Source organism: Kitasatospora sp. NPDC059646 (genome assembly GCF_042734615.1).
Taxonomy (GTDB): domain Bacteria; phylum Actinomycetota; class Actinomycetes; order Streptomycetales; family Streptomycetaceae; genus Kitasatospora.
In genome coordinates this window covers 47,342-61,327 of record NZ_JBHWDS010000032.1, presented here as the reverse complement: position 1 = coordinate 61,327, position 13,986 = coordinate 47,342, and the positions used below count along the sequence as shown (strand labels likewise).

General features: G+C 74.5%; 10 protein-coding genes. 9 read left to right on the top strand and 1 reads right to left on the bottom strand.

The genetic code is table 11. The features are described 5' to 3' along the window. Positions 1-49 precede the first annotated feature (49 nt). The 5 genes from ACFV1L_RS22540 to ftsY all read left to right on the top strand — a co-directional run bounded on the left by ACFV1L_RS22540 (position 50) and on the right by ftsY (position 6,932). Complete coding sequence (locus tag ACFV1L_RS22540; RefSeq protein ID WP_380368330.1) at positions 50-847, top strand: hypothetical protein; 798 nt, start codon at positions 50-52, stop codon at positions 845-847. Positions 848-965: 118 nt separating this feature from the next. Next, on the top strand, positions 966-1,259 hold the full coding sequence (locus ACFV1L_RS22535; protein ID WP_380368329.1) for an acylphosphatase: 294 nt from the start codon (positions 966-968) through the stop codon (positions 1,257-1,259). A 381-nt stretch (positions 1,260-1,640) separates the two neighbouring features. Then, complete coding sequence (locus ACFV1L_RS22530; RefSeq protein ID WP_035866513.1) at positions 1,641-1,844, top strand: hypothetical protein; 204 nt, start codon at positions 1,641-1,643, stop codon at positions 1,842-1,844. A gap of 279 nt (positions 1,845-2,123) precedes the next feature. Continuing rightward, positions 2,124-5,705, top strand: coding sequence for a chromosome segregation protein SMC (gene smc, locus ACFV1L_RS22525; RefSeq protein WP_380368328.1), 3,582 nt, complete (start codon positions 2,124-2,126; stop codon positions 5,703-5,705). Between the two features lie 24 nt (positions 5,706-5,729). Continuing rightward, positions 5,730-6,932, top strand: coding sequence for a signal recognition particle-docking protein FtsY (gene ftsY, locus ACFV1L_RS22520; RefSeq protein ID WP_380368327.1), 1,203 nt, complete (start codon positions 5,730-5,732; stop codon positions 6,930-6,932). A gap of 99 nt (positions 6,933-7,031) precedes the next feature. On the opposite strand, the gene ACFV1L_RS22515 is transcribed toward ftsY, so the two are convergent. Continuing rightward, complete coding sequence (locus tag ACFV1L_RS22515; RefSeq protein ID WP_380368326.1) at positions 7,032-7,709, bottom strand: bifunctional DNA primase/polymerase; 678 nt, start codon at positions 7,707-7,709, stop codon at positions 7,032-7,034. A 431-nt stretch (positions 7,710-8,140) separates the two neighbouring features. Here ACFV1L_RS22515 and ACFV1L_RS22510 point away from each other — a divergent pair, with 431 nt between their 5' ends. The 4 genes from ACFV1L_RS22510 (at position 8,141) to ACFV1L_RS22495 (ending at position 13,937) form a co-directional block, all read left to right on the top strand. Beyond that, on the top strand, positions 8,141-9,595 hold the full coding sequence (locus tag ACFV1L_RS22510) for a hypothetical protein (protein WP_380368324.1): 1,455 nt from the start codon (positions 8,141-8,143) through the stop codon (positions 9,593-9,595). A gap of 186 nt (positions 9,596-9,781) precedes the next feature. Then, positions 9,782-11,110: an ammonium transporter gene (locus tag ACFV1L_RS22505; RefSeq protein WP_380368322.1), complete on the top strand. Its 1,329-nt coding sequence runs from the start codon at positions 9,782-9,784 to the stop codon at positions 11,108-11,110. Beyond that, positions 11,107-11,445, top strand: a complete 339-nt coding sequence (locus ACFV1L_RS22500) for a P-II family nitrogen regulator (RefSeq protein WP_380368321.1) — start codon at positions 11,107-11,109, stop codon at positions 11,443-11,445. The genes ACFV1L_RS22505 and ACFV1L_RS22500 overlap by 4 nt, the downstream gene beginning before the upstream one ends. An 83-nt stretch (positions 11,446-11,528) precedes the next feature. Continuing rightward, entirely contained in the window at positions 11,529-13,937 is a 2,409-nt protein-coding gene (locus ACFV1L_RS22495) for a [protein-PII] uridylyltransferase (RefSeq protein WP_380368320.1), read from the top strand. Positions 13,938-13,986: the final 49 nt, after the last annotated feature.

The window sequence follows — 13,986 nt, the reverse complement described above, 5'->3', positions numbered from 1 at the left end:
AGTACCAGGCGGTGTTGACGGTGCGTCCGAGGCGCGATTTACTGCGGATATGACACCTGTGGAGTTCGCCGTGGCGACCGAGCACTACCTGGCGGAGGCCCGGCTCGCGGAGGGCTCCCGGCGGGTCTACCGGATCGCCCTGCACACCTGGGCCTGGCTGCTGGTCGGCCGCACCCCGCCCGCCGGCGCCGAACGCCGCCGGGCCGCGCCGCCGGTGCTGCCGCTGGCCCTGCTGGACGGGCCGGACGCGCCCCGGCGGGTGGCCGAGGCGTTCGCCGCCCGGACCGAGGCGGTCGGCGCGCGCACCGCCAACCGCGAACTCTCCGCGCTGCGCGCCGCCCTGCGCTGGTGGTGCGGGCAGGGCTGGCTGACGGCCGACCCGGCGGAGGGCCTGCGCCCGCTTCCCGCCGCCCGGCCCGAACCCCCGCTGACCGACGCCCAGGTGCGGGCCGTGCTCGCGCTGCGGGTGCCGTTGCGCGAGAAGGTGCTCTGGCACCTGGTCCGGGAGACGGGCGCGCCGATCGAACGGCTGCTGGCGCTGGACGTCGACCGGCTCGACCCCGCCGACCGGCAGGTCCGGCCCGCCGCGGGGGAGCGGCCGCTGCGCTGGCGCGGCGGCACCGCCCGGCTGCTGCCGCTGCTGATCGCCGGACGCAGCGCGGGCCCGCTGTTCCTCACCGACCGGCGGGCCCCGGCCGGCACTCCGGACCGCGACCGCTGCCCGCTCACCGGCCGGGCCCGCCTCTCCTACCGCCGGGCCGCCGAGCTGTTCACCGCCGCCACCGCCCCGCTGGACCCGGCCGGCCGCGGTTGGACCCTGCACCGGCTGGCCGAGCCGCACCGCTGAGGCCGCCCCGCCCCGTCGTACCGGCGGCGTGAACGCGGACCGGCCGGTGGGGAGGGACGGTGGAAGGGGCGTGAAGTCCGTTCCGTACGCCCCTGAAGTGCCCGACTATGGTCGACGCATGCAAGGTCACGACAGTCACCGTTCCGTCCGCGCCACCATCTGGGTGCGGGGGCGCGTCCAGCAGGTGGGGTTCCGCTGGTGGACCAGGGCGAGGGCCCTGGAGATCGGGCTGACGGGCTACACGAGCAATCTCGGCGACGGCCGCGTCCAGGTGGTCGCCGAGGGGTCGCGCGCGGACTGCGAGCGGCTGCTCGCCGCGCTGCGCGGGCCCGGAACGCCAGGTCAGGTCAGCGGGGTCACCGAGATCTGGAGCTCCGTGGGCGACGGATACGACGGCTTCGCGATCCGATGAGCACACCGCGGTTGCCGGTCGGAGGAGAGCCGCCGGCAACTGCCGGTGTCATCCGGTTGCCATCGGGGCAGACTCGTGGTTGACTCCGCAAGCGTAGTGATCCACTTACCCGGCCGATGGTGTGACGAGCCCGCCATGCAGGTGACAGGGGCGCGGTAGCGTGCGGTGATCGTGTTGACCCGTACCGTCTTTGGTGAGACGCTGGAAGCCCGCGCACAGGTCTGAGTTTCCGGCGAGGCTCCGCCGTGTGAGCATGCCACTCACCAGCGGCTGTTTCGTGTGCCCAGCCAGCACGTCCGGCGCGCAGGTCCGTGCGTATCCCTTCCCCCAACGACCCACACCGTACACGGTTCGGTCACTCAGCGTGGAGGACCACACATCATGGCAAAGGCGCTTCTCGGTTACGTCGGCGGCCCCGACCCGCGAATGCTCTCCGAGATGCGACGGCTGCAGCAGCGCGTCCTGGACCTGGAGAACGAGCTCATGAAGCTCCAGGCCGAGAACGATGCCCTGACTGCCGTCGCCGACGAGCACTCGCTGCTGAACAGCATCGACCTGGACCAGCGCGAGCCGGCCCTGACCTGATCGACGTGATGGCCCGATCGCTCGTGGTCCTCACGATCGACGCTGTGACGCACTGAGCTTCCCCCACGGGGGATGGCAGCCTGCAAGGGACGTCCGAGGCGGACGTCCCTTCGTCGTGTCCGCGACGTTCTTCTGCCCTAACCTGCCCGGCCCGCGGCGTGGCCAAACCGCCGCCTGAGGGCCGGTCGGCGGCCCGGCCGGATACAGTCGCCAGCGGTGGCCGTCCGCGCGGGGCGGCCGACGGGCAGCGGACCACGGCAGGGCGAGGAGGACGGGCGGGTGCACCTGAAGAGCCTCACCCTGCGCGGGTTCAAGTCCTTCGCCTCCGCGACCACCCTGCGCTTCGAGCCCGGCATCACCTGCGTGGTCGGCCCCAACGGCTCCGGCAAGTCCAACGTCGTCGACGCGCTGTCCTGGGTGATGGGCGAACAGGGCGCCAAGTCGCTGCGCGGCGGCAAGATGGAGGACGTCATCTTCGCCGGCACCAGCGGACGACCCCCGCTCGGCCGCGCCGAGGTCAGCCTCACCATCGACAACACCGACGGCGCGCTGCCCATCGACTACACCGAAGTCACCATCACCCGGACCATGTTCCGCAACGGCGGCAGCGAGTACGCGCTCAACGGCAGCGTCTGCCGACTGCTCGACATCCAGGAACTGCTCTCCGACTCCGGCATCGGCCGCGAGATGCACGTCATCGTCGGCCAGGGGCAGCTGGACTCCGTGCTGCACGCCGACCCGATGGGGCGGCGCGCCTTCATCGAGGAGGCCGCCGGCGTCCTCAAGCACCGCAAGCGCAAGGAGAAGGCCCTCCGGAAGATCGACGCGATGCAGGCCAACCTGAACCGCGTCCAGGACCTGGTCGCCGAACTCCGCCGCCAGCTCGGCCCGTTGGGACGGCAGGCGAAGATCGCCCGGCGGGCCGCCGGCATCCAGGCCGAACTGCGCGACGCCCGGCTGCGGCTGCTCGCCGACGACCTCCTCACCCTGCGCAAGGCCGTCGAGGCCGAGATCGCCGACGAGCTGGCGCTGAAGCTGCGCCGCACCACCGTCGAACAGCAGCTCGCCGCCGCCGTCCAGCGCGAAGCCGTCCTGGAGGCCCAGGTCGAACAGCTCGGGCCGGCCCTCGAAGCCGCCCGGCAGACCTGGTACCGGCTCTCCGCGCTCGCCGAACGCACCCGCGGCACCATCGGACTCGCCGAAGCCCGGGTCCGGTCCGCCGCCACGGCGGGACAGCCCGAGGAACGGCGCGGCCGCGACCCGGAGGACCTCGAACGGGAAGCCGCCCGGGTCCGCGAGGAGGAGGCCGCCCTCGACGAAGCCCTCGAACAGGCCCGGTACGCGCTCGCCGAAGCCGTCGAAGAACGCGCCGAACTCGAACGCGCCCTCGCTGCCGAGGAGTTGCGCATCAAGGCGGCCGCCCGGGCGATCGCCGACCGGCGCGAAGGGCTCGCCCGGCTCCAGGGCCAGGCAGCCGCCGCCCGCTCCCGCGCCGACACCGCCCAGGCCGAGACCGAACGCCTCGCCACCGCCCGCGACGAAGCCCTGCTGCGCGCCGAGGCCGCCCAGGCCGAGTACGAACAGCTCCTGGAGGACAGCGGCGAGACCGAAGCCGGCGACCAGGAGACCGAGCAGCGGCACGAGCACGCCCGTACCGCCCTCGCCGCCGCCGAACGGGCCGCCACCGCCGCCCGCGAGGCGCTCGCCCGGGCCGAACAGGAACGCGCCGCGCTCACCGCCCGGCACGACGCGCTCGCCCTCGGCCTGCGCCGCAAGGACGGCAGCGCCACCCTGCTCGGCCGGCCCGGCGTGCTCGGCCCCGCCGCCGAACTGCTGCACGTCGAACCCGGGTTCGAACTCGCCGTCGCCGCCGCCCTGGGCGCCGCCGCGGACGCCGTCGCCGTCGCCGACCCGGACACCGCCGCCGCCGCACTCGCCGGACTCCGCGCCGAGGACGCCGGCCGGGCCGCCCTGCTGATCGCCACCGACGCCACCGCGGTCGGCGACGGAGCACCCGGAGGGGCCCGCTGGGCGGGGGAGCTGGTCGACGGGCCGATGGCGGACGCCGCCCGGCAGCTGCTCCGTCGCACCGCCGTGGTCGAAGACCTCGACGCCGCACGGCAGTTGATCGCCCGTCATCCGCAGTGGACGGCCGTCACCCCGGACGGCGACCTGCTCTCCCGCGCGTTCGCGCACGGCGGCTCGGCCGGAGCCCCCAGCCCGCTGGAGACGGCGGCCGCCGTCGCCGAAGCCGCCCGCGGCATCGAAGAACTCGACACCCGCTGCGCCGAGTCGGCCGAGGAGCTGGCACAGGCCCAGCAGGTCCGGGCCGAACTCGCCGCCGAAGTCGAACAGTGGGCCGCGCTGCGCCGACAGGGCGAGAAGCGGCGGGCCGAACTCGCCGGAGCCCTCGGCCGGGCCGGCGGCGCCGCCCGCGCCGCCGCCGGCGAGGCCGACCGCACCGCCACCGCCGCCGCCAAGGCCGAGAGCGGCCTCGCCGAAGCCCGCGCCGCCGCCGAGGAACTCGCCGAACGCCTCGCCGCCGCCGAGGAGTCGGCCGACAGCGGAGAGGACGAGCCGGACAGTGCCGAACGCGACCGGCTCGCCGCCGCCGGAGCCGCCGCCCGGCAGACCGAGATGGAATCCCGGCTCGCCGTCCGCACCCACGAGGAACGCGTCCGCGGACTCGCCGGCCGCGCCGACCAGTTGGACCGCGCCGCCCGCGCCGAACGCGAAGCCCGCGCCCGCGCCGCCGAACGCCGCGCCCGGGCCCGCCGGGAAGCCGCCGTCGCCGGAGCCGTCGCCGTCGCCGCCCGACAGCTGCTCGGCCGGATCGAGGAGACCCTCGCCACCGCCGAGGCCGAACGCGCCGCCGTCGAGGCCGACCGGGCCGCCCGCGAGACCGAACTCCGCCGGTTCCGCGAACACGGCCGCGAACTCAAGGCCGAACTCGACCGGCTGGTCGACGCCGGCCACCGCGACGAGGTGCTGCGGGCGGAGAAGCGGCTGCGGATCGAGCAGCTGGAGGCCAAGGCGCTGGAGGAGTTCGGCATCGCGGGCGCCGACCTGCTCGGCGGCTACGGCCCCGACCGGCCCGTCCCCGCCCCGCCGGCCGAGGACGGCGCGGAGCCCGGCGAGCCGCGCCCGTACGTCCGCGCCGAGGTCGAGAAGCGGCTCAAGGCCGCCGAACGCGCCTACCAGCAGCTCGGCAAGGTCAACCCGCTCGCGCTGGAGGAGTTCGCCGCGCTGGAGGCCCGCCACCAGTTCCTCGGCGAACAGCTCGACGACCTGCGCAAGAGCCGCCGCGACCTGCTCGACATCGTCCGCGACGTCGACGCCCGGGTCGAGCAGCTGTTCACCGCCGCGTACCACGACACCGCCGCCCAGTTCGAAGGCGTCTTCGCCCGGCTGTTCCCCGGCGGCGAGGGCCGGCTCGTCCTCACCGACCCCGACAACATGCTCACCACCGGCGTCGAGGTCGAGGCCCGCCCGCCCGGCAAGAAGGTCAAGCGGCTCTCGCTGCTCTCCGGCGGGGAACGCTCGCTGACCGCCGTCGCCCTGCTGGTGTCGATCTTCAAGGCCCGGCCCAGCCCGTTCTACGTCATGGACGAGGTCGAAGCCGCGCTGGACGAGACCAATCTGCGCCGACTGATCGCGATCATGGAAGAACTCCGGGAGAGTTCCCAGCTGATCGTCATCACCCACCAGAAGCTCACCATGGAATCCGCCGACGCCCTGTACGGCGTGACCATGAAGGGCGACGGCATCTCCCAGGTGATCAGCCAGCGCCTGCGGATGCCGGAGCGACCACGGAAACACAGCACGGAAAGGCTGGAGCCCGCGCAACCCGGGCCGGCATAGGCGCTAAGTGATACTGGACGGGTTATGGAATACGTGATCCTTGCCGTTGTCATCGCGGTGGTCGCCATCGGCGCGATCACCGGACTCGTCGTTTCCGGCAAACGACGCAAAGAACTGGACCGGCCGAGCCAGACCCCGACGATCACCGCCCCGCCCCGGGCGGACACCGCCGCGCCCGCCAAGCCGGCCGAGGGGGCCGCCGAGCCCACCGCACCGCCGGCCGCCGCCGAGGAGCCGGTCGCCGAGGAGCCCGCCGAAGAGGTGCGGATCGAGGAGGCGGAGGCCGCCCCCGAGATCGAGGTCCCCGAACCCACCGCCGGACGGCTGGTGCGGCTGCGCTCGCGGCTCTCCCGGTCGCAGTCCACGCTCGGCAAGGGCCTGCTCACCCTGCTCTCCCGCGACCGCCTCGACGAGGACACCTGGGAGGAGATCGAGGAGACCCTCCTCACCGCGGACGTCGGCGTCGGCGCCACCCAGGAACTCGTCGACAACCTGCGCACCCGGGTCAAGGTGCTCGGCACCCGCACCCCCGACGAGCTGCGCGGCCTGCTCCGCGAGGAGCTGGTCAAGCTGATCGGCCCGGAGACGGACCGCACCGTCCACTCCGTCAAGGCCGACGGCGGCCCCGCCGTGGTGCTCGTGGTCGGCGTCAACGGCGTCGGCAAGACCACCACCACCGGCAAGCTCGCCCGCGTCCTGGTCGCCGACGGCCGCAAGGTCGTCCTCGGTGCCGCCGACACCTTCCGTGCCGCCGCCGCCGACCAGCTCCAGACCTGGGGCGAGCGCGTCGGCGCGCACACCGTCCGGGGCCCCGAGGGCGGCGACCCCGCGTCCGTCGCGTTCGACGCCGTCAAGCAGGGCATCGCCGAGGGCGTCGACACCGTCCTGGTGGACACCGCCGGCCGACTGCACACCAAGACCGGCCTGATGGACGAGCTCGGCAAGGTCAAGCGCGTCGTCGAGAAGCACGGCCCGGTCGACGAGGTGCTGCTCGTCCTCGACGCCACCACCGGCCAGAACGGCCTGGTCCAGGCCCGGGTCTTCGCCGAGGTCGTGGACATCACCGGCATCGTCCTCACCAAGCTCGACGGCACCGCGAAGGGCGGCATCGTGATCTCGGTGCAGCGCGAACTCGGCGTCCCCGTCAAGCTCATCGGGCTCGGCGAAGGCGCGGACGACCTCGCGCCGTTCGAGCCGGGCGCGTTCGTGGACGCGCTGCTGGGCTGACGCCGGGAGAACCGCGCGACACGCACCGCAAGGTCCGCCCGGGGAGGGAACTCCCCTCCCCGGGCGGACCTTCGCCGTATCCCCGCGCCGCTACGCCGGTCAGCCGGCCAGGGAGGCTTCCCGGTCGCGGGTGCGGTGGCAGGCGTAGGCGAGGGTGCCGAGCAGCAGACGGGCCTCCGGCGGGCGGTTCTCGGCGGTGGGGCGGCGCAGCCACCGCATGGGGCCGAGCGGGCCGAGGGCGACCGGCGGGGCGGCCAGGTAGGAGCCGAGGCCGTGGCAGGCCAGGTCGAGGGAGGCGTCGTCCCAGCCCATCCGGTACAGCAGGTCGGGCAGGCGCTCGGCGGTGCGGGGGGCGACGAAGAACAGCAGCCGCCCGGCGGGGGAGGCGAGGACGGGGCCGACCTGGGTGCCCATCCGCTCCAGCCGGACCAGGGCCTGCAGGCCGGGCTGGGCCGGGACGTCCAGCACGTCGAACTGGTGGCCGGTGGGGAGCAGCAGCGGTGCGTCCGCCGGACAGCGGTCGGCGATCGCGGCGGCGCCGGTGCCGGGGGCGAGGAGCGGGCCGACCCGGTGGTGCAGGTTGGGCGCGGCGCAGAGCGGGACGGCGCACTCGCAGCGGACCGCGCCGGGGGCGGCGGGGACCGGGGGCGGGCTGCCGGCGGCGAGCGTCCAGCCCCAGCGCTCCGAGTACTCGGAGGCGACCTGGAGCGCGGTGGGCCGGGTGCGGCGGCGGGCGCCGAGGGGCGCGAGTCGCAGGGTGCCGAACAGCTTGTCCATGCCTCCCCCAACAGGTTCTGGTTGCCGGTGGTTACGGGACGGTGACGATGCGTCGCCTGGCAGGCGTGTGGTGCGTGGTGCGCCGGAGGCGCGCGCGAACCGGCGCACACCGATTCCGGGGGCACGGACGAGCAGGAGCCTTGCACCCGCGCGTCGGATGCCGGATCGTCGTTGCCGCACCTGTGCCTCCGCCGGTCTCTCGGGCATGTGCCGGGGTCATGCCGAGCTGACACACAGTGAAGCGCGGCTCTGCGCCCGGTAGTTCACCCGTGGGGGTGGCGAAAGGTGGCGTTTCTCCAACGTTGCTCCCCCGGATGGCCGAGGAGCACTACGTTCTGGATACGGAATGCAGCGGACCGGTCACGCGGTCGGCGAAATGACGAGTCAAGGCGAGCGGGAGCCCCGAACCGGGGCGGGATGGGGACGGTCCCATGGGTGAGAAGCAGCCGAACGAGAAGCTGGGCTCCTGGTTCGCGCGCAGTGGCTGGTCGAAGGGAGAGCTGGCGCGCCAGGTGAACCGGCGGGCACGTCAGATCGGCGCGCACCACGTCTCCACGGACACCTCGCGGGTTCGCCGATGGCTGGACGGCGAGCAGCCGCGCGAGCCCATTCCGAAGATCATGTCGGAGCTGTTCTCGGAGCGCTTCGGCTCGGTGGTGTCGATCGAGGACCTCGGCCTGCGCGCCGCCGTCCCGGTCACCACCGTCGGCGGCGGGGTCGACCTGCCGTGGAGCCCGCAGCAGACCGTGCAGGCGATCAGCGAGTACTCGCGCAGCGACCTGATGCTCAACCGCCGCGGCTTCCTGGGCACTTCGCTGGCGCTGACGGCCGGCGCGGCGCTCATCGAGCCGATGCAGCGCTGGCTGACGCCCGGCCCGAACGGCGAGCCCACCCCGATCCTGGCGGCCGCGAACGGCGGCGAGCAGTTCACCGGGCGGCTGTCCGAGCCGGAGATGCAGCTGCTGGAGCAGACCACCGAGATGTTCCGGAAGTGGGACGCGCAGAACGGCGGCGGCCTGCGCCGCAAGGCCGTGGTGGGCCAACTCCACGAGGTCACCGACCTGTTGCAGGAGACCTACCCCGAGGCCACCACCAAGCGGCTGTTCCGGCTCACCGCCGGCCTCGCCCACCTGGCCGGCTTCATGTCGTACGACGTCGGCATGCACCCGAGCGCGCAGAAGTACTACGTGCTCGCCCTGCACGCCGCCAAGGAGGCCGGGGACCGGCCGTTCGGCGCCCACGTGCTGACCGACATGTGCCGGCAGATGATCCACCTCAACCGCGGCGAGGACGCGCTGGAGCTGATCCACCTCGCGCAGTACGGCAGCCGCGACACCGCCTCCGCACGCCAGCAGTCGCTGCTCTACGCGATGGAGGCGCGGGCCTACGCCACCATCGGCGAGGTGAACCGCTGCGCCCGGGCGATCCGGCTCTCGGAGGACACCTTCACCGACATCAACACCGGTGAGGAGACGCCGAACTGGCTGAAGTTCTTCTCGGCGGCCGAGCTGGCGGCGGAGAACGGGCACTCCTACCGCGACCTGGCGTACACCTCGGACCGGGGCGCCGCGATGGCCGCCTCCGCCGAGCCGATGATCACCAAGGCGGTCGACCTGTTCCGGAAGGACCCGGACCACGTCCGCACCTACGCCTTCAACCTGGTCGGCATGGCCTCGGTGCGGCTGCTGCAGCGCGAGCCGGAGGAGGCGGCGACGTACTGCGAGGAGGCGGTGGACATCGCCCGCAAGGTCCGTTCGGAGCGGCTGAACACCCGGGTCCGGAAGACCTCGGAGGCGGCCACCCGCGACTTCCGCGGCGTCGCCGGGGTGGACCGGCTCGCCGAGCGCGTGGTGCAGGACATCCCGGAGTTCGTCCAGGTGGTCTGACCTCCGGTCGGCCCACCGTGGTTCACGCGCCCGTAACGGGCGCGTCGACCACGTCACTGCGGTGAAACACCCGACCGCATCGGCGGAAACCCGGCTTCGGCACTCTCCTCCCATCGCCGACATGCCGGGACGGGCACGGGACGGGTGTCCCGGCATGGAGCGGCTTCCACCTCGGAGGAGACGCCGATGCCGGAGGGCTTCAGCGCGGGCGACACCGCCTTCGTGTTCATCAGTGCGGCCCTGGTCATGGTGATGACCCCGGGCCTGGCCTTCTTCTACGGAGGCATGGTCAGGGTCAAGAGCACCCTCAACATGCTCGCGATGAGCTTCATCTCGCTGGCGATCGTCAGCGTGCTCTGGGTGCTCTACGGGTACTCGCTCGCCTTCGGGCCGGACGCCGGCGCCGGCCTGATCGGCAACCTCGACTTCCTGGGCATGCGCGGCATCGACCTGGACGCGCTCACCGGCTCCATCCCGGTCACCGCGTTCGCCGCGTTCCAGTTGATGTTCGCGATCATCACCCCGGCGCTGATCAGCGGCGCCATCGCGGACCGGGCCAGGTTCGCGTCCTGGAGCCTGTTCGTGGCGCTCTGGGTGACGGTCGTCTACTTCCCGGTCGCGCACTGGGTGTTCTTCTTCGACGGCGGCCACGGCGGCTGGCTCGGCGACCGCAACGGCGTGATCGACTTCGCCGGCGGCACCGCCGTGCACATCAACGCCGGCGCGGCCGGCCTGGCCCTGGCGCTGGTGCTCGGCAGACGGGTCGGCTTCCGGAAGGACCCGATGCGCCCGCACAGCCTGCCGCTGGTGATGCTCGGCTCCGGCCTGCTCTGGTTCGGCTGGTTCGGCTTCAACGCGGGCTCGGCGCTGGCCGCCAACGGCGTCGCCGGCATGGCGTTCGTGAACACCCAGGTCGCCACTGCCGCCGCGATGCTCGGCTGGCTGGCGTACGAGCGGCTCCGGCACGGCGCCTTCACCACCCTCGGTGCGGCGTCCGGCGCGGTGGCCGGACTGGTCGCGATCACCCCGGCCTGCGGCTCGGTGTCGCCGCTCGGCGCGATCGCCGTCGGCCTGATCGCGGGCCTGGCGTGCGCCGCCGCGATCGGTCTCAAGTACCGCTTCGGCCTGGACGACTCGCTGGACGTGGTGGGCGTCCACCTGGTCGGCGGCGTGATCGGCTCGCTGCTGGTCGGCCTGTTCGCCACCGGCCACGTCGGCCAGAGCGCGGCCGGCCTGTTCTACGGCGGCGGTTTCGGGCAGCTCGGCCGGCAGGTGCTCGGCGTGGCCGCCGTGCTGGCGTACTCGTTCGTGCTCTCCTGGCTGTTGGGCACGGCGATCCAGAAGACCATCGGGTTCCGGGTCGCCGAGGACGTCGAGGTGTCCGGCATCGACCAGGCCGAACACGCCGAGTCCGCCTACGACTTCACCGCCCTGGGGGCCGGCCTGGCCCGCACCGCCCCCGCCCTGGCCGTCACCGCCGCCACCGCCGAGAAGACCGAGGTCGACGCCCGATGAAGCTCATCACCGCCGTCATCAAGCCGCACCGCCTGGACGAGGTCAAGGACGCCCTGCAGGCCTTCGGGGTGCACGGCCTGACCGTCACCGAGGCCAGCGGGTACGGCCGGCAGCGCGGCCACACCGAGGTCTACCGGGGCGCCGAGTACACCGTCGACCTGGTGCCCAAGCTGCGCGTCGAGATACTCGTCGAGGACGAGGACGCCGAGCAGTTGATCGACGTGGTGGTCAAGGCCGCCCGCACCGGAAAGATCGGCGACGGCAAGGTCTGGTCGGTCCCGGTGGAGACCGCGGTGCGCGTCCGCACCGGCGAACGCGGCCCCGACGCCCTCTGAACCCCAGCCCGACCCCCGGCGGACCTGCCCCTGCGGCAGGTCCGCCACCGGCGTTCCGGCACCAGCACGCCCCGGGAGCAGACATGACCACCGACGAAGGCCACCTCGCCGAACGGGCCCGGCTGCTGGCCGACCCCGCCCGCACCGGCCGCGAACGGCGCACCGCCCTCGCCCGGCTCACCGACGACTGGCTGAGCGGCCTGTACCGGACGGCCGGCGCACCCGCCGGCACCGCCCTGGTCGCCGTCGGCGGCTACGGCCGCGGCGAACTCTCCCCGCGCAGCGACCTGGACGTGCTGCTGCTGCACGACGGCCCGCTCGCCCCCGAACTCGCCGAACGGATCTGGTACCCCGTCTGGGACAGCGGCATCGCCCTCGACCACGCCGTCCGCACCCCCGCCGAGGCCCGCAAGGTCGCCGCCGACGACCTCAAGGCCGGCCTCGGCCTGCTCGACGCCCGCCACCTGGCCGGCGACCCGCGGCTGACCGCCGACCTGCGCTCGCAGGCGCTCGCCGACTGGCGCTCCGCCGCCCCCGCCCGGCTGCCCGAACTGCAGGCCCTCGGCCGGGCCCGCGCCGAACGCCACGGCGAAGTGTCCTTCCTGCTGGAACCCGACCTCAAGGAGGCCCGCGGCGGCCTGCGCGACCTGGTCGCCCTCGACGCGATCGCCGCCAGCTGGCTCGCCGACGCGCCCCGCGACGGCCTGGACACCGCCGCCCGCACCCTCGCCGACGTCCGCGACGCCCTGCACCTCACCACCGGCCGGGCCACCGACCGGCTCGCCCTGCAGGACCAGGACCAGGTCGCCGAGCAGCTCGGCCTGCTCGACGCGGACATCCTGCTCCGGCAGGTCTACCGGGCCGCCCGCACCGTCGCGTACGCCTCCGACGTCACCTGGCGGGCCGTCGACCGGGTGCTCGCCGCCCGCACCCGGCGCGGGCGGCGGCCGACCCGGCTCGGCCTCCCGTTCCACGGCGCCCGCCGCGCCGCGCCGCCCGCCGAACGACGGCCGCTGGCCGAGGGCGTGGTCGAACAGGACGGCGAGGCGGTGCTCGCCCAGGCCGCCCGGCCCGCCGCCGACCCGGTGCTGCCGCTGCGCGCCGCCGCCGCGGCCGCCCAGGCCGGGCTGACCGTCTCGTACGCGACGGTGCGCCGGCTGGCCGCCGAGACCGGACCGCTGCCGGTGCCCTGGCCGGACGAGGCCCGCGACCGGCTGGTCACCCTGCTCGGCGCCGGCGAGGCCTGCCTGCCGGTGTGGGAGGCGCTGGACGCCGAGGGGCTGATCACCCGGCTGCTGCCCGACTGGGAGCGGGTCCGCTGCCGCCCGCAGCGCAACGCCGTGCACCGCTGGACCGTCGACCGGCACCTGATCGAGACCGCCGTCCGGGCCGCCGCGCTGACCCGCCGCACCTCCCGCCCCGACCTGCTGCTGGTCGCCGCCCTGCTGCACGACCTCGGAAAGGGCTGGCCCGGCGACCACTCCGAGGCCGGCGAGGTGATCGTCCGCGACCTGGCCGTCCGGATGGGCTTCGACAAGCACGACACCGACACCCTCGCCCTGCTGGTGCGCCACCACCTGACGCTGGTCGACACCGCCACCCGGCGCGACCCCGACGACCCGGCCACCGCCGACCTGATCGCCAAGACCGTCGGCAGCCGCACCCACCTGGAGTTGCTGCACGCCCTCACGGAGGCCGACGCCACCGCCACCGGCCCCGCGGCCTGGTCGAGTTGGCGGGCCTCGCTGGTCGACCAGCTGGTCGCCCGCACCGCCGCCCGGCTGGCCGGCGGGCCCCCGCCGCCCGCCGCCGACGAGCCGACCGCCGACCAGGAGCGGCTGGCCGTCGAGGCCGCCCGCACCGGCGGGCCCGCGCTGGCGCTGCGCGCGCACGCCGAGCCGGCCGACGGCAGCGGCGCCGAGCCCGTCGGCGTCGAGCTCACCCTCGCCGTCCCGGACCGGCCGGGGCTGCTCGGCACCGTGGCCGGCGTGCTGGCCGTGCACCGGCTCACCGTCCGCAAGGCGGGACTGCGCGAACTCGACCCGGTCGGCACCGGGCCGGTCCTGCTGCTCACCTGGACGGTGGCCGCCGAGTTCGGCGACGTCCCCGAGGCGGCCCGGCTCCGCGCCGACCTGCGGCGCGCCCTGGAGGGCTCGCTCGACGTCTCCCGCAAGCTCGCCGAACGCGACGCCGCCGCCCCGCGCCGGCCCGGCATCCGCACCCCGCCGCCGGTGGTGGCCGTGGCCCCCGGCGCGGCGTCCCGCTCCGCGACCGTGCTGGAGGTGCGCGCCCACGACGCCCCGGGCCTGCTGCACCGGATCGGCCGCGCGCTGGACGCCGCCGGCGTCCGGGTCCGCACCGCGCACGTGTCGACCCTGGGCGCGGAGGCGGTGGACGCGTTCTACCTCACCTCGGAGGACGGCCGGCCGCTGGAGCGGGCCCGCGCGGAGCAGGTGGCGCAGGCCGTCCGGGAGGCGCTGGAAGGCCGCTGAGCGGCCGTTGCCGCAGGGGCGCGGTCCGTCGGCCGGACGGGCGGCTACC